The following is a 15,777-nucleotide window of genomic DNA, read 5'->3' on the forward strand; positions in this document are numbered from 1 at the left end:
TTACTACTTGTTCCCAGGTTCCACCTGGGAATGCATTCCTAATGGCTCCGCCATCGATTTTGAGCAATGAAAATGAGAGAATAGCGTAGGCGTAGCCCGTCGTAGACATCGCATTTCTCACTCCCCTGCATTATCAGCTTCTTAATTTGCTAACTGCTGTAAATTACGTGCGAGTGTTTGGCCAATAATTACGAATTACGAATTAGTTAAAATGCGCGTTGTTATCCAGCGAGTCAAATCATCTCAAGTTACAGTGAATGGTGAAATTATCAGCAAAATTGGGCGGGGGCTAAATTTGCTCGTAGGTATAGCCAATACCGATACTGATGCTGAAATCGACTGGATGGTGCGTAAGTGCTTAGAGTTGCGGCTGTTTCCTGACGAAGGAGGAGACGACCGTTGGCAAAAATCTGTACAAGAAATTGGCGGCGATTTGTTAGTAGTCAGTCAGTTTACGCTTTACGGTGACTGTCGCAAAGGTCGTCGTCCTTCTTTTGACTGTTCAGCCGCTCCTCAATCAGCAGCAGATTTGTATAATCGTTTTGTTAGCAAATTAAGAGCTAGCGGGTTGCAGGTGGAAACGGGTCAATTTGGTGCAATGATGCAAGTTACAATTGAAAACGATGGCCCCGTAACTTTGTTACTTGAAAAAGAAGCAATTTAAGTATATACACTAAAAAAATGAATAACAGTAGCCTCTAGACCGTGGTGTTCTAATTGATGAGAGAATATTAAATTAACCATCACAAAAGTTTAAATTCATTCATCATGACGAAAATCCAGTTTTCTAGAGGTCTTGACGAAGAGGTAATTCCAGATGTGCGCTTGACGCGATCGCGTACTGGGGAGAGTGGTACAGCGACGTTTATTTTTACGAATCCGAAAATTTTAGATCAAGGTACTACCGAAGATATTACCGGGATGTACTTGATTGATGAAGAAGGCGAGATAATAACCCGTGAAGTTAAGGCTAAATTTATTAACGGGAAACCAGAAGAATTAGAAGCACTTTACGTAATGAAATCTGCCCAAGAATGGGATCGCTTTATGCGCTTCATGGAGCGGTATGCTGAAGAAAACGATCTGGGACTGAGCAAAAATGAGGCATAGGGGAGCCAGTGCGTTGCGGTGAATCCAGCGCTGTAGGCGGGTTTCCCGCCGTAGGCGACTGGTGAACCCGAAGGGAGGTTCCCGACGCTCGAGTACTCGCTAACGCTGCGCTATCCGTTGTTCGCGCAGCGTCTTTGGTAAGGAGAAGCAACTGGCGTCATAGGGTATAGGGCATTGGTAATTGTCATGTTCAATGAATGTGCCATTTACCATGCCCAATTATCCATTATTAAAAGTTCATAAGTGACATATAATGCCACAACCCCATCCAGACTCGCCTGAAGTTTTAGTAACTTGTGCTGTAGTTACTGTCAGCGATACACGCACTTTTGAAACAGACAAAAGTGGCCAGCTAATTCAGCAGTTACTCCTTGGTGCTAACCATGCTGTAGGAGCCTATACAATTATCAAAGATGAACCAACACAAATTCAAGAGCAGATAGAAAATCTAGGTAAAAGCTCAAATTTGAATACTGTAATTTGCAATGGTGGTACAGGCATTGCACCAAGAGATACTACTTATGATGCCATTGAGAAGTTACTGGAGAAAACCTTACCGGGATTTGGTGAGTTATTCCGTTTTTTAAGTTATCAAGAAATTGGTTCGCGGGCGATCGCTTCTCGCGCTGTTGCTGGTGTTTATCAAGATAAATTAATCTTCTCGCTTCCTGGTTCCAATAACGCTGTGCGCTTGGCGATGGAAAAATTGATTTTGCCCGAACTCACTCACTTGGTAAGTCAGGTTTGTAAGGGGGTGAAATAGGGAGCATCCCAATGCAAGCCAAAAGACATAGGACTGGTACAAAAACCCTGTACAAACTTCTTTCCTTTGCGTTCTTCTCTAACGAGACGCTACGCAAATGCCTCTTTCTCCCAAGGGGAGACGCTAACGCGAATACGGTTCGTTATTTCATTCTCCGCCTAAGTCCAAATACCGTATAAAAATAAACTTGCACATTTGGGATGCTCCCATAAAATAAGCAGCAGTTCAGACGGATGACGCACTAATCTCATCCTTTGTACACATGGATATTGAAGCTACCAAGAGATAATTATAGTTAAACAAATAAGATGTTGATATCAGGTTAGTGATGGAGTTTATTTACTGGAATTGCATAATTGCTCACGGCATTACTGCATTTTCATACTTTGGTATCCCTACAGTAATAGGGGTTTTCTTTGCCAAAACTAAGGCAACTATCCCTTCTAAGTTTTGGCTAGCCTTTTTATTATCAGGTGGATTCGTACTATTTTGCGGATTTCATCACCTTTTGGCGGTCTTTGAGCCACATAAAGCAGTGTCCCTGCTGCACTTAAGCATACTCGATCTAATGGCATTTATTTCCTTGTCTGCCTTACTCTACCTGATACCAACCGCTTATCAAATTTTAGAGGCGATCGCCAGATATCAAGAAGATAGCCGCGAACTTCAATGCAGGCAGCAGATACAACGGCTATTCCTAGATCAGGGCCCGTTTGGAGCCTATATCAAAGATGACCAATCTAGAGTGCTTTACTACAACCAAGAGCTACAGTCTAGATTTTCGCTAGAGCCACAAGAATGGGTGGGGAAAAGAAATAGTGAATTCTTCCCAGATCCAGAAGAGGGGCGGCAGATAATGGAAAACGATCAAATCGTTTTGAAGACTCTACGCCCCTTGAAGCTGATTGAAGAGGTAAAGATGCCTGGTAACGATCAGCCGTGCTACTGGCTATCGTTTAAGTTTCCGTTTAGCGATTACGCAACGGGCGCTTGGCGCATCGGTGGGATCAGTATCGATATTACAGAATCCATAGAAACACAGCGATCGCTCACTGAGCTAAATCGGCAGCTAGAAGAAAAAACACTGAAATTAGAGGTAAAAAAACGGGAACTTATATATCTCTCAGATATGGCGGATATGCTTTATTCCTGCGAGTCTGAAGATGAGGTGTATCAAGTGGTCGCTTTAACCTGTTCCAAGCTGTTTCCTGATATGAGTGGTTGTATCAATATAATTGCTAATTCCAAAAATTATGTTCAGATGAATAGTAATTGGGGACGCAAAATAAGCAGCAAAGAAGTATTTTCACTATCTGATTGTTGGGCATTGCGGAGAGGGAAATTAAACCTTTCATCGTCTTGTCATCCAGGATTGATATGCAACCACTTAATACTACCTGTTAGCGGCGTCCATTTATGTGTTCCATTGTTTGCAAAAGGCGAAATAATTGGCATTTTACACATTTATGCCCTTGAAGAAATCTGCCCAGAAGATCAGCAAATTGCTGAGATTCTTGCTAGATATTTAGCCTTTGCACTAAATAATTTATCGATAAAACAACGTCTAACCTATGAGAACTTGCGGGATGGGATGACCCAACTATTCAATCAAAACTATATGCAAACCATAACGGGACAAAGGCTAGCGGAGGCTGAACGGTCGGGACAACCTCTTAGTGTTATTTTCCTTGATATCGATGACTTCAAATCTTACAACTCGCACTATGGACATGTGACTGCCAACATTGTTCTCCAGGAATTAGCAAAACTGCTGTTAAAATCTATTCGCTCCTTTGACATTGCTTGCAGATGGGGTGGTGAGGAATTTGTAATTGTGATGCCTAATATGACGCTGGAAACACTCAGGAAGCGAGCAGAAGAACTAAGGGTAGATGTTGAACAAATGCAATTGAAGGACGGCGATCATATCCTCAAAAGCATCACCGCTTCTTTTGGAATAGCTGTATCAGAACCAGGGATTACGGTTAAAGATTTTCTGAATCGGGCAAATCAAGCAATGCTTGAGGCAAAGCGAACAGGGAAAAATCGGGTTATGGAGTATGTAAATATAGCAAAGTGCTGAGTGCTGAGTTCTGAGTAAAAACCCAGTTGCTTTAAAGCTTTGAGCAATCAACACTGTCCTAACCTATGTGGCTACGGCTATACCTATAATTGAAAAAGAATATCGAATTTATAACACCGTAAGCCGTGAAATAAGCAATTCTTCAGTCGGCATCAAGCGTTAGACTTTCCAGCATAGAAATCAGAAACTCAGAAATTTCCCGTATAAAAAAACAACTCCCTGAAGATGTGGGAGTTGTTTTTTATATTCAAGCAGTTTTTAAAACATTCAGAATGGAGCGATCGCTAAACAAATGGTAGCCAAAATCGCAGCGATTATATAAAACACTCCCACTACTTGCAATTCTGACCAGCCAGTAAGTTCTAAATGATGGTGTAAGGGTGCCATTTTGAAGAGACGTTTGCCTTTGCCATCGGGGCCCTTCGTGGCTTTGTAATAACTTACCTGTGCCATCACCGAAAGGGTTTCTACGAAGAAGATACCACTGAGAATAAACAGACCTACTAAGGTGTTTGTCAAGAGTGCTACAGCAGCTAAAGCTCCTCCCAGTGCTAAAGAACCGGTATCTCCCATGAAAACGCGGGCTGGGTTACGATTATGGGCTAAGAAACCTAAACACCCGCCACTTAAAGCAGCACAGAAAACCATCAATCCTGGTGCTGTAGGCGCGACTAGAGCACCTAATGCCAAAAGTGCGATCGCAACTGTTCCTGCTGCCAAGCCATCAATACCATCTGTTAAATTAGTCGCATTACTTTCTGCAACTAGCACAAAACCGGCTATTGGCCAAAATAGGAATCCTAAGGGTAGTGTGAAGCTCACCCAAGGCAAAGCAATATTTGTAATATTAGAAGGTTGATTAAACATCAGCCATAGACAAAACATAGCCGCAAAACTCACCTGCAAAGCCAGTTTTGTTTGTGGAGATATACCTTTATTTGATTTCCGGCGCAGAATTTGCCAATCGTCGAGCCAGCCAATCAATCCGTAGCTGATTGTCAAAGCCGAAACTGCAAGCACCTCTTTAGAAAAGTTAGACAATATACAGGCAAGTAGCACAGATACAGGTATAAAAAATATACCGCCCATTGTGGGAGTGCCTGCCTTTTTTAGATGAGCTTGGGGCCCATCTTCGCGAATTATTTGTCCAGTTTTAAGTGCTTGAAGTAAAGGTATTACCCAATAGCCCACCACACCTGAACCCAACGCACACAACAGTAATGGCAGGGTTAACGACGTACTTTGCCAAGGTAGCCGATTGGCGATCGAATCCAAGATAAATGCTGTTGTACTTAGCCCTATGGCTAATAAAGAGGCTAGAGCGATTCCAGAAATGTTTAATCCTTGCTCAGGAGATAATTTAGCGTCCACAGAAGTTTCCCTTCACTCCACACTTATAAAATTGAATACCATTAACTAGGGATACTACCAAGTCCCTAGCCTGAAAAGGCTAATTCTCAGCGATTCCTATATCATCATCATCATCATCATCGAGGTCGTAGCCAATTCCATCTTCTACACCCATTAAGGAGTCTATTCCTTCTTCGTCAGTTTGAAAATCCGGTTCGTGAACGTCACGCGCGATGATGCGACCGTTGTTTTGTAACCAATCCAACAAAGAAGACTCTGGCTTTAGGGGGATGACATCGGCTCGCTGGTTACGGGGTTCTTCACGTAATGGAGAGTTCAACATATCGAGTGAGGACAAGAAAAGGTTTACGTAAGTTGACATTTAGAGTCTATCACTTGACACGGATTAATTTAGTTATCTTTTCAACCCTTTAGTTGATAAATCCGCATTCAGATAGAAATTTTTTTATTTAATAAGCATAAGGCTTAAGTCAAGCGATTTTAGTAATTTTTATGGCTCTACATATATGTCATGAATATCTTGTTTATGCTGATGGAAAATGAGTGATTTTTGAGGTGACAAGCGATGATGCCAAAAGCGGCTCTTATGGATGCGATCGCACTTACTAATCGCGGTCTACTAGCGACTGAAGAACAGAAACAGGCTATCTTAATCGCGATCGCCAATTTAGAAGACTTTAATCCTACACCCCGTCCGGTGGAAGCTAGTAATTTGCTAGATGGCAATTGGCGATTACTATACACCACTAGCAAGGCTCTTTTAAACTTAGATCGTCTACCTTTGTGCAAACTGGGTCAAATCTATCAGTGTATTCGGGTAGAGACTACCAGTGTTTACAACATAGCTGAGATTTATGGCTTACCTTATTTAGAAGGGCTAGTCAGCGTTGCTGCTAAATTTGAGCCAGTTTCCGGTCGGCGTGTCCAAGTGAAATTTGAGCGTTATATTATCGGCTTACAACGTTTAATAGAATACAATTCTCCGGTAACTTTTATCCAACAAATTGAAGCAGGTAAAAAATTTCTTGGAATTGATGTTGCTATAAACAGTGACAAACAGCAAGGCTGGTTAGATATCACTTATATAGATAACGACCTGCGGATCGGCAGAGGTAATGAGGGAAGTGTGTTTGTCTTAACTAAAACATAAGCTTCTACAAAATAACTGTTTGCGAACGAAGGTACGCTATAACGTGTGCCTTGTCAAGTAGGGTCTAATATAGTTTTAAATTTGAGTTGGGGAGAACTAATATTCAATACTCTCCCCATTTCTCCATTTCTCATTCCCCAGTCCCCGATCCCCATTACCCCTTATCCCCAGAGGGGGCCCCACCTTCCCCAATTCAGACAAATAACTTAACAAAGACTCTTGCTGCGACCTTGAGGTTGTAGAGTGAAATCAATTAGCCCTCTAGATTGGCGATTGATAACTAAAAGGGAAAATAATCATGGTTCAACGTGGTTCTAAAGTACGTATTCTCCGCCCTGAATCCTACTGGTTTCAGGATTTAGGAACTGTGGCTTCCATTGACCAAAGCGGCATCAAATACCCTGTAATTGTCCGCTTTGAAAAGGTCAATTACTCTGGTATTAATACCAACAACTTTGCCCAGGATGAATTAGTCGAGGTTGAAGCACCAAAGGCTAAAGCACCGAAAAAATAGCAGCAAAGCTACAAGGGGGTTGTTTAATGCAATGATGAAGGGTAGTCTTAAGTCTGAAGTATGAAGTCTGAAAATTTCAGTGCATTCATTCTTTGTCCTAGCCTACCCTAATCTCCGAGAGCCGCCCTGCGGGTATTTACGGTTTCTTTTGGGTAGTAATACAACCCACTTACGGGTATGTAAGTTACTACCCCCATCTCTTCTTCCTCGATTCCTCAAATAAATCACAATAGCCTGCTTAACTCAGCTTGAATGCCCGAACTGCCTGAAGTTGAAACAGTCCGAAGGGGTCTAAATCAATTGACCCTCAACCAAGAAATCACGGGTGGAGATGTGTTGCTCGATCGTACCATCGCCTACCCGTTTTATGTTGGTGAGTTTGTTGGTGGAATTGAAAAAAATGCGATCGCTACTTGGCATCGTCGCGGTAAATATCTCCTGGCCGAACTCTCCTCATCTTCTCCTTCATCAACCAGTTGGCTAGGGGTTCATCTGCGAATGACCGGTCAATTACTATGGCTGCATCGAGATGAACCATTACACAAGCACACGCGGGTTAGATTATTCTTTGGGGATCGGCAGGAATTACGCTTTGTCGATCAGCGTACCTTCGGTAAAATATGGTGGGTTCCGCCTGGTGTTGCTGTAGAAAGTATTATGACTGGTTTGGCAAAACTGGCAGCAGATCCATTTTCACCCGAATTCACTGTTGAATATCTAGCAAACAAACTCCAAAACCGCCGCCGTCCAATTAAGACTGCGCTACTAGATCAATCGGTGGTGGCGGGATTAGGTAACATTTATGCCGATGAAGCCTTGTTTAAGAGTGGAATTTTACCTGAAACCTTGTGTATAGATTTGCAGCTAAAGCAAATTGAGCGTTTGCGAACAGCCATCATTCAAGTGTTAGAAACTAGCATTGAGGCTGGTGGTACAACATTTAGTAATTTCTTAAATGTCAAAGGTACTAACGGCAATTATGGTGGTGTAGCCTGGGTTTATAACCGCGCTGGAGAACCTTGTCGACTTTGTGGTACATCAATTCAACGGATTAGGTTAGCTGGGCGATCTAGTCATTTTTGCTCCGAGTGTCAAACGTTAAAGGGAGTTAGGAGTTAGGAGTTTTTACTTTTAACTCGGAACTCTTTTAAAATGCAGGTAAAAGACGTTACAAATTTGAGAGAGGAACTCATGGCAGTCAAAAAAGGAGATATGGTTCGTGCTGTGCGCGAGAAACTAGAAAACAGTCTGGAGGCTAAAGCCAGCGATCCTCGCTTTCCTTCTTATTTGTTTGAAAGCAAGGGCGAAATTGTAGACATCAAAGGTGATTACGCCCTGATTAAGTTTGGGAAAGTGCCAACACCTAATATTTGGTTACGTGTGGATCAACTCGAAGAGTTTAAATAATAAAAAATAATTCAGGAGTCAGAATTCAGAATTCAGCATTTATTCGGACTCCTGAAATTACCGCCAGACTTCCCCGCAAACCAGGCATGATATCATGTCCGGTGAAAGACTTATCATTAAGAGCGCAGGGGGCAGGGGGCAGAGAGCAGGGAGCAGGGGGCAGGGAGCAGGGAGCAGGGGGCAGGGAGCAGGGGGCAGGGAGCAGGGGGCAGGGGGCAGGGAGCAGGGGGAAAGAGGGTTTTCCGGTTTCTGCATAGATTACGGGAATTATAACTAATTAACCGGACATGATATGAGTCGGGATGATTCGCTGAAAACCAATGCCACCAGACATCGCATTATTGGGTATGGCTGGTGTGTTAGATTCCGCCCGTTTTGAAACCTTCATTGCCCTAGAATTGGGCGTTTTACCCGCCGATGTCAAAGCAATGGTATTGGGTAGCCACGGCGATTTAATGGTTCCCTTGTCTGGTTATGCTACCGCAAACTTTTAGTTACCCTGAACTCGCAACTGTGGCGCTGCTCGATCTGTGCGTCTAAATATTGAGCGATCGCAAGAAGTTTTAGGTAAAAAAATAATTCGTAATTCGTAATTTGTAGAAATAACAGCAAAAATAAAAAGCAGTAGGTTCTAATCCCACTGCCTTATTTTTTCTTCTGAAATTTATCACCCTATAAATCAAATCTGTAAATACCTCTGCATACCTCTCCCCTAGAAGGGAAGAGGCTTTGAATGGTCTCCATTTTCTGGTAGGGAAGGAGCCTGGGCAGTTGGGTTTTCGGTTAACGGCCTTGATCTGCGGGGTCGCCGTAAGGATCTTCGCTGGCTGGGCGAACGTCACCAAACTCCCCTGTGTCTGCGGGGTCGCCGTAAGGGTCTTCGCTAGCTGGGCGAACATTGCCGTAAGACGAGATATCTGCGGGGTCGCCGTAGGGATCTTCACTAGCTGGGGTGACGTTGCCGTAAGATGCCGGATCTGCGGGATCGCCGTAGGGATCTTCGCTGGCTGGACGTACATTGCGATCGCGGAATTCGGCATCTTGATCGGCTTGATCGTTGTTCGACCCCAAAAGCAACTCCTTCGCCTTTCGGAAAAATTCATCTACCATAATCTGTCTCCTGATTTAAGTTCGTGTTTCCGACGTGCGCGATCGGCGTTATCCTCCGGGAAACCCGCTTTAGATTTACACACGCTTAGGTGAGCTAGAGTGCCGGAGCTGCGGATGAAGTTATACCAGTGAGATCGCGACCTGTAGCACTTCGGTTATAGCCTTGGAATTCCCGGTACTTTTGTGCTTCAGATTCTGGTACTCGAATTCCTTCTGATGGTGGCGTTACCCAGTGAGCGCGATGTTCAGCATCACGGTAGTATACACGCCCATTCTTGGAAAGATAGTACTTACCTTGCGCTCCTTCTTGGGGAGCATTCTTATGCTGGTTGTACATATAGTAAAGTGCCGCAGCTCCAGCCAAAAGTGCCACTTTTTGCCCTGTACCCAATCCCTTCTTAGCTTCGGTTTGGCTTGCAGTCTTGCGATCGCTCACTGTTCTACCGACGGTATCATCAACAGGTGGTGGAACTGAAGCGTTTTTAGAACCGCCTCCGCAGCTACTCAGCAAGGGCACCATTAGCAATGCCGAAAGTAGCACTGCAAATAGACGCGAAACTATTTTACGTTCTTTATATATTGTGTTCATTGGATTTCGTTCTCACCTGTATTTGCTAAAAGCCTTGCTGTTGCAAAAACAAAGTTGGAATTCCTGTTATTTCGCTGGGATTTGAAAAAACATATACCACTCAATTTACAACTGCACAGCTACAGCGTTTCTCTGTCATGATCGTCGATTTTTTTGAGTATTTCATCCCGCCTTTGAGAGAAACTGCATTCATCCCAAGGAAATATATTGTTGGTTTTTGATGAGTCTATTTAGCTGAAACGCCGAAATTTTCAGCAATTTCTCGGTTATTTTTTCTGCATAAATAATTTAGAAAGATACAGTTACTATGATGCTTTTGCTCAAAAAATACACTCAATATGACATCAAAAAATACTAGTACTCGTCTTCTTTTGGCTTTGTGGGATTTGGGAGGAACGCAGCAGGAAGTTAAGAAGGGTCAACTCACTAAGCGAATTGTAGCCAAAAGCCAGAAGGTGGCAGATTATCAGGGCATATTCGAGGAATTACAGAATCAAGGTGCGATCGCAATCTCCAAAAAGGGATATTCTCTGACATCTGGCAAGGGTTTAGAGCTATTAACTGAGGGTTTAAGGAGTGGCGATTTTAAGTTTGAAGGGACGATTGTCGGAACTTGGGCGGTGAATGCTTTGGTGAGGTGGATTAGTCAGATTGATCTTGCGGTTAGTAGTGCAGATGTACCAGTTAATGGAAAGGGTGCGTTAGCGGAGCTTTCCGATCGCGTAGCGTCTCGAAGAGAAGGAATCGCATCTTACGACGAGTTTAAGTCAGTGGCGTTGGAAGTCTACGACAAGTTGAACCAAAACTATAGCTTAGATGATCTAGTGCCAATTTATCGCATCAGGAGAGAAATAGGCGATCGGGTGAGCCGCGAAGATTTCAACAGATGGCTGCTAGAAATTCAGGAGAAAGACATTTTGCAACTTCAGGGTGGAAGCATAGAAGATAGTGCTCAAGACAAGATTGAAGACTCCATTACTACTAAAGTTAGTGGATTACGCTGTTATGCTAAACGCCTCAATTCCTAAACTAAGCTACTTACTTTTTTTTTGCTTTTGTTTGTCAGTCATTATTTTCAGTAGATAAACAATCATGAGTAATTCTCTTTCTTCATATTCCGACCTCAATAAAGCTATTACAAGTCATAACCCATTTGACAGATCGTTAGTAGTCAGAAATCATGATATCTGGAACAAAAGTTTTCCTGATGTTTCTTCCATCAATGCTCATGTATCAGACGCTGTATTTCAAGCTATAGAGCAAATTCGCGCAGGAAAGCGTTCAGTTATTGGTATAACTATCAAAGCTGAAAAAGGACTTGGCAAAAGTCACTTAATGAGTCGAATTCATCACCGTCTTCAGTATGAAGTTGATAGTTTTTTTGTCTATATGAGTGAGGTTGATTATGGTGACTTAGACAGAATATATTCTAAATTTCTAAACACTTTGACATCTAGCCTAAAACAGAATGGTAATCAAAGTGTAATGCAATGGCAAGAGCTAGCAACTACTTTAGTCAATGAGGTCTATAAGTCAAGTTATACTCCTCAAGAGTTAATAAAGCGATTTCCTGGGGTTTTAGCTCAACATCCCAAAATAATTGATGCCTTGACTGCCAAAGTACTTAAACTTAAGTCAAACATTGAAAATCCTTATTTGATTCAAGCTATCCTATGGACGCTCTCTTCAGAGAAAGTTTCATTTGCTATTAATTGGCTTGCTGGCAGAGACTTAGCACAGTCACAAGCTGATTCTATGGGATTACCAAATACTAGTCACGATGATAAAGAAGCTGAAGCATTCCAAACGGTATGCCAAATTCTAGACTTAATTAGTGATTATAGGACAATAGTCATCTGCTTTGATGAGTTAGAAAGTATTAATTGTAATGAGCAGGGTTTTACAAGAGCGCAGGTTATTGCTCTCTTGGCAAAAGATATATATAGCAAAATTAAACGTGGAGTCTTAATTTTAGCTATGTTCGATGAAACTTGGACACAACAAGTTAAAGTTGTGCCACAAGCAGATTCAGTTATTGATAGAATTGGCGAGAAAAAATTTGACTTAAAGCATCTTAATAGTGATGACGTAGTAACTCTTGTATCCCACTGGTTAAAAGATTTTTATCATACCAATAATTTAACTCCACCTCATCCTGTATATCCTTTTGATGAAGATAAATTGAGAGAACTTGGTAAAGAAAAACCAATAGTTAGAAAGGTTCTACAATGGTGTACAGATAATTGGAAATTGCCTGGTAGTCCAGAAAAGAAAATAGATCCGCTACATAAAGTGGAAACAGCTTTCAATAAAGAACTTACAGCACTTAATAACACAATAGAAAATTACTTTGAAGAGAGTAGTATCATAGCTGATGCTATACGTCTTTGTTTACTAACACTGAAAGACAAAAGTGTAGAAAAAGTAAAAATCGATACAATTGAGGAAGTTATAGTCAAAAATGTAGACAAAGGCTACCTCAACTTTAGAATTATTGGTAAGGAAGACGGAAGAGTTGTCAAAATAGTAGTAGCTGTTGTGCAAGAATCTAGCAATAGATTTGTAAGTGCTGCCTTGAAAAGATTAATAGATTATAAAACGTTTGATATGACTCGTGGCTGCTTAGTTCGTGCTAAAGATGTAAAACCTAATACTAAAGGGAAAGAGCATTTAGATGAACTACTTTCTAGCAATTTAGGAGGCGAATTTGTCAAGCTTAATGTCGAGGATATAAAGCCTCTCTTAGCTATATTATTTGTTAGACAAGCTTGTAAAGATTATGAAGTGAGTGAAGAGGAAATTTATCAGTTTGTTGGTCAATCCAAAATTGCAGTTGATAACTACTTAATACGTGAAATTTTAAGCGATCCCTCTGGTCAAATTCCTAGTGGCTTAATAGACGAGGAATATGTTACTGAAACTCAGTCTATACAAAATAATTATGCAACTAAAGAAGTAGATTTTATGATCAATAACTTACTTGTTAAACTCGGGTTATGAGTGATTTAATTTTGCTCAATACTGCATTGTGTCTACCTTCTCCAGATGTTGAAGCTTTGCTACAAGGTCGAATCATTACAACTATACCCCAGACATTTATTCATCCAGGGCGTTTTTTTGCTATCTATCCATCTACAACTTCAATCAACTTGTTACCCGATGAACAATACTACAAGTCAAATGTATTAACGGTTAACCAGAAAGTCACTACTCTAATAAATTCTGAAACAGTCAGGATTAAATCTTGGGGTAAGTGTGAACTGTGCCAAATACTGACTAACTCAGAGTCGTTAAAAGATTTGTCACAATTAACTGTTTGGACAACAAAAGGATTACAACAGATTCTGCTGCAACGGAAGCATATCTTTCTTGCTTATTTGCGTGTCTACTTGTTGTCTCAGCCGATTGAAATAGCTGTGAATCCTCAAAGTCAGTTTATAGGTTTACCTCATCCGTTGAGGGTATCTGTTGATCTACCAGTATTAAACGATCGCACCTTCGCCCAACGCAAACACCAATTAGAAAAGCTAGAACCCTCGCTGCATCCTGAATTGGAAGAATTGCAGAGTGCGATCGCATCCCTAACCATTAGCCAACCAGCAGCTAAACAATTAGACGACGATATCAAAGTCTTTTTAGGTTGGAGTAGTGACAAGCTAATTAAGCAACCCGATCCAAATTTAGCTTGGATAAATGATATTGCAAAATTGGGCGATCGCAGCATAGAAAAAGATGAGGGTAAAAATAACTATCAAGCTGGTACAGATTTTGAAAATATTGCACGCCGTAGCCTTGATTTTTTAGGATTCAAAGTTGAGGAAAACTATAAAGGTGGTGCAGGTGGCTTAGACTTATTTTGCTCACAACCTTATCCTGTTGTTTGCGAATGTAAAGCAGGTAAAAGCATTCCCGATCGTGCAGTAGAAGAATTAGATAGGATTGGGAAAAGGCATCTTAAAGAAAATTATCTTCAAGCTATGCGGTTGATTATTGGCCCAGGTCAACCAACTAAAAATCTGAAAAAATCTGCTGAAATATCTAAAATCAGTATTATAAATGTAATGACTTTACAAAAGCTAGTTGAATTTAAAGCCAAATATCCAGGTGCTATTAACTTAGTCGAATTACAGCAATATCTAGAACCTGGGCAAATTGACTATAAAATTGATGAATATATTGATAAAGCTAAAAGAGAGATTAAATTGCGATCGCAGATTATCACAGCAGTCAAAGAACTTTCTGAACAAGACAACGAAACTTCAAAAGCTACACATCCGAGTTTCACAGTTACAGAAATTCGCGTTCATTACAATGCTACTCATAATCCCCGACTAAATGATGAAGTAGTTCACGATTTACTGATTGAACTTTCTTCACCCTTAACAGGCTATTTAGGGCGAATTAAAGGTAGTGATTGGAATAGCGATCGCTTTTACTTTCTCCGTGATTTACTTATTAACTAAAGATAGCAAAATAAATATATCTCTTTTCTTCCCTCTGCGTTCTCTGCGCCTTTGTGGTTCGTTTCCAAATAACCGAAGTGTATAGGCGTAGGCAGCCGTAGCCATCGCTTTTACTTTCTCCACGATTTACCTATTAACTAAAGATAGTACAATATCTCTTTTCTTCCCTCTGCGTTCTCTGTGTCTTCTCTGCGAGACGCTGCGCGATGGCGGTTCGTTTCAAAATAGCTGAAGTGCGTAGGCGTAGCCAGCTATAGGCATCGCAGTTATCCCAAAGTTAATATACCAGCTTGATAATTCACCACCAACGGCAGAATTTTTAACCACTCTGAACCTAACAATACTTCCATAATTTCATCACCCACATAAACATTGATTTCATACTCATATTCGTTTAATATCACCGTACCTAAATAAATATCAAATCTTGATTCTCCCTTAGCGGTTTGCAAAGGTTCTTCACCGATGTAAGCCCAATCAAAACACTGTAAATCTTGTTTATTAATAGCCAAAAAGCCTGTAAAACCAGTATCTAACATGGCATCCACAGGCAAGTTTAATCCATCAGATGTAATCAAATCAATTTCAAAAAAGAGTTGCCCGCTATCCCCAAAGTTACCCTCAATCATATTGTGCCAGTTGTTCCCGTCTCATTTAGGCAGAATACACAATGTCTACTATTTGGGTATTTTTCAAGGGATTTTTTATGAGCTTGCATTTTATTCGCATCAATTAAGTAATCACCACTATTTGGCTCTACTGCAATATACCAGCCGTAGCGTTCCTTAATCAAATCTGGACGCACACACTCAAAGATTACCCGGCAACGCCGATAAAATACTTCATCTTCAGCTTTGCGTCTAGCAAGTTCTTCGGGTGGTAAAGTCTGTTCTGGAAAAATTCTACCCCGACGTGCAGGTTGTTTTGCAGTTGATTCAGTCATAGCATTAATCCTACTTATTGATGCTGCCTTAATTTTATTTTATGGGAAGCAATAAAGAGCGATCGCACAATCCACCGCAGGTATTGCCATCTTCATCTTTTTCTCAGTATCTTTTATTTATAGTGATAAACTTTACATAAATTTTATACTTAGCCACTGTGTAATTTCATTTACATGATATCAGGGTTTAGTACTGTCGAAGAAACACATTATACTTACTACACTGGTGTTCATTAATCACAAATCTCTACCAAGTTTAAAACTTAGGCAAGAT

Annotated in this window: 17 protein-coding genes and 1 pseudogene; 12 read left to right on the forward strand and 6 right to left on the reverse strand. The window is 41.1% G+C overall.

The window, feature by feature from the left end; translation table 11 throughout:
- Nucleotides 1–211: 211 nt before the first annotated feature.
- The 4 genes from dtd to V7K41_RS04250 all read left to right on the forward strand — a co-directional run bounded on the left by dtd (nucleotide 212) and on the right by V7K41_RS04250 (nucleotide 3,956).
- Nucleotides 212–664 (forward strand): D-aminoacyl-tRNA deacylase, encoded by a 453-nt coding sequence (gene dtd / locus V7K41_RS04235; protein ID WP_334845873.1) that lies wholly within the window; start codon nucleotides 212–214, stop codon nucleotides 662–664.
- Nucleotides 665–768: 104 nt separating this feature from the next.
- Nucleotides 769–1,110, forward strand: coding sequence for a photosystem II reaction center protein Psb28 (psb28, locus tag V7K41_RS04240; protein WP_334845874.1), 342 nt, complete (start codon nucleotides 769–771; stop codon nucleotides 1,108–1,110).
- 253 nt (nucleotides 1,111–1,363) lie between these two features.
- The gene (locus V7K41_RS04245; RefSeq protein WP_442943118.1) at nucleotides 1,364–1,873 is read left to right on the forward strand and encodes a MogA/MoaB family molybdenum cofactor biosynthesis protein; all 510 of its coding nucleotides are present in this window, start codon (nucleotides 1,364–1,366) and stop codon (nucleotides 1,871–1,873) included.
- Nucleotides 1,874–2,201: 328 nt separating this feature from the next.
- Nucleotides 2,202–3,956, forward strand: a complete 1,755-nt coding sequence (locus tag V7K41_RS04250; RefSeq protein WP_334845875.1) for a diguanylate cyclase domain-containing protein — start codon at nucleotides 2,202–2,204, stop codon at nucleotides 3,954–3,956.
- A gap of 267 nt (nucleotides 3,957–4,223) precedes the next feature.
- On the opposite strand, the gene mraY is transcribed toward V7K41_RS04250, so the two are convergent.
- Together mraY and V7K41_RS04260 are read right to left on the reverse strand one after the other, a co-directional pair.
- On the reverse strand, nucleotides 4,224–5,327 hold the full coding sequence (gene mraY, locus V7K41_RS04255; protein ID WP_334845876.1) for a phospho-N-acetylmuramoyl-pentapeptide-transferase: 1,104 nt from the start codon (nucleotides 5,325–5,327) through the stop codon (nucleotides 4,224–4,226).
- A 79-nt stretch (nucleotides 5,328–5,406) separates the two neighbouring features.
- Nucleotides 5,407–5,649: a DUF3134 domain-containing protein gene (locus tag V7K41_RS04260; protein ID WP_334845877.1), complete on the reverse strand. Its 243-nt coding sequence runs from the start codon at nucleotides 5,647–5,649 to the stop codon at nucleotides 5,407–5,409.
- Between the two features lie 243 nt (nucleotides 5,650–5,892).
- Between V7K41_RS04260 and V7K41_RS04265 the strand changes: the two genes are divergently transcribed.
- The 5 genes and pseudogenes from V7K41_RS04265 to V7K41_RS04285 all read left to right on the forward strand — a co-directional run.
- Nucleotides 5,893–6,477, forward strand: a complete 585-nt coding sequence (locus tag V7K41_RS04265) for a PAP/fibrillin family protein (RefSeq protein WP_334845878.1) — start codon at nucleotides 5,893–5,895, stop codon at nucleotides 6,475–6,477.
- A gap of 298 nt (nucleotides 6,478–6,775) precedes the next feature.
- Nucleotides 6,776–6,991 (forward strand): photosystem I reaction center subunit IV, encoded by a 216-nt coding sequence (locus V7K41_RS04270; RefSeq protein WP_094349537.1) that lies wholly within the window; start codon nucleotides 6,776–6,778, stop codon nucleotides 6,989–6,991.
- A 252-nt stretch (nucleotides 6,992–7,243) separates the two neighbouring features.
- Complete coding sequence (locus tag V7K41_RS04275) at nucleotides 7,244–8,110, forward strand: DNA-formamidopyrimidine glycosylase (protein ID WP_334845879.1); 867 nt, start codon at nucleotides 7,244–7,246, stop codon at nucleotides 8,108–8,110.
- A gap of 72 nt (nucleotides 8,111–8,182) precedes the next feature.
- A complete protein-coding gene (locus V7K41_RS04280; protein WP_104907474.1) occupies nucleotides 8,183–8,398 on the forward strand; it encodes an NAD(P)H-quinone oxidoreductase subunit O in 216 nt (71 codons plus the stop codon).
- 341 nt (nucleotides 8,399–8,739) lie between these two features.
- A pseudogene (locus tag V7K41_RS04285) lies at nucleotides 8,740–8,886 on the forward strand (malate dehydrogenase); the annotation flags it as partial.
- Nucleotides 8,887–9,181: 295 nt separating this feature from the next.
- Here the strand turns inward: V7K41_RS04285 and V7K41_RS04290 are convergent.
- Both V7K41_RS04290 and V7K41_RS04295 read right to left on the reverse strand, forming a co-directional pair.
- The gene (locus tag V7K41_RS04290) at nucleotides 9,182–9,508 is read right to left on the reverse strand and encodes a translation initiation factor (protein ID WP_334845880.1); all 327 of its coding nucleotides are present in this window, start codon (nucleotides 9,506–9,508) and stop codon (nucleotides 9,182–9,184) included.
- Nucleotides 9,509–9,602: 94 nt separating this feature from the next.
- Nucleotides 9,603–10,097, reverse strand: coding sequence for a hypothetical protein (locus V7K41_RS04295; RefSeq protein WP_334845881.1), 495 nt, complete (start codon nucleotides 10,095–10,097; stop codon nucleotides 9,603–9,605).
- Nucleotides 10,098–10,435: 338 nt separating this feature from the next.
- On the opposite strand from V7K41_RS04295, the gene V7K41_RS04300 reads away from it, so the two are divergent.
- The 3 genes from V7K41_RS04300 to V7K41_RS04310 all read left to right on the forward strand — a co-directional run bounded on the left by V7K41_RS04300 (nucleotide 10,436) and on the right by V7K41_RS04310 (nucleotide 14,560).
- Nucleotides 10,436–11,125: a hypothetical protein gene (locus V7K41_RS04300; RefSeq protein WP_334845882.1), complete on the forward strand. Its 690-nt coding sequence runs from the start codon at nucleotides 10,436–10,438 to the stop codon at nucleotides 11,123–11,125.
- 64 nt (nucleotides 11,126–11,189) lie between these two features.
- Nucleotides 11,190–13,097 (forward strand): P-loop NTPase fold protein, encoded by a 1,908-nt coding sequence (locus V7K41_RS04305; protein WP_334845883.1) that lies wholly within the window; start codon nucleotides 11,190–11,192, stop codon nucleotides 13,095–13,097.
- A complete protein-coding gene (locus tag V7K41_RS04310; RefSeq protein WP_334845884.1) occupies nucleotides 13,094–14,560 on the forward strand; it encodes a DUF1802 family protein in 1,467 nt (488 codons plus the stop codon). Before V7K41_RS04305 ends, V7K41_RS04310 begins: the two co-directional genes overlap by 4 nt.
- A gap of 266 nt (nucleotides 14,561–14,826) precedes the next feature.
- Here V7K41_RS04310 and V7K41_RS04315 read toward each other — a convergent pair whose 3' ends face one another.
- Both V7K41_RS04315 and V7K41_RS04320 read right to left on the reverse strand, forming a co-directional pair.
- The gene (locus V7K41_RS04315; RefSeq protein WP_334845885.1) at nucleotides 14,827–15,189 is read right to left on the reverse strand and encodes an aspartyl protease; all 363 of its coding nucleotides are present in this window, start codon (nucleotides 15,187–15,189) and stop codon (nucleotides 14,827–14,829) included.
- Complete coding sequence (locus V7K41_RS04320; protein WP_334845886.1) at nucleotides 15,186–15,503, reverse strand: hypothetical protein; 318 nt, start codon at nucleotides 15,501–15,503, stop codon at nucleotides 15,186–15,188. Before V7K41_RS04320 ends, V7K41_RS04315 begins: the two co-directional genes overlap by 4 nt.
- Nucleotides 15,504–15,777: the final 274 nt, after the last annotated feature.

Origin of the sequence: Nostoc sp. (assembly GCF_036917415.1) — a bacterium.
Lineage (GTDB): Bacteria > Cyanobacteriota > Cyanobacteriia > Cyanobacteriales > Nostocaceae > Nostoc.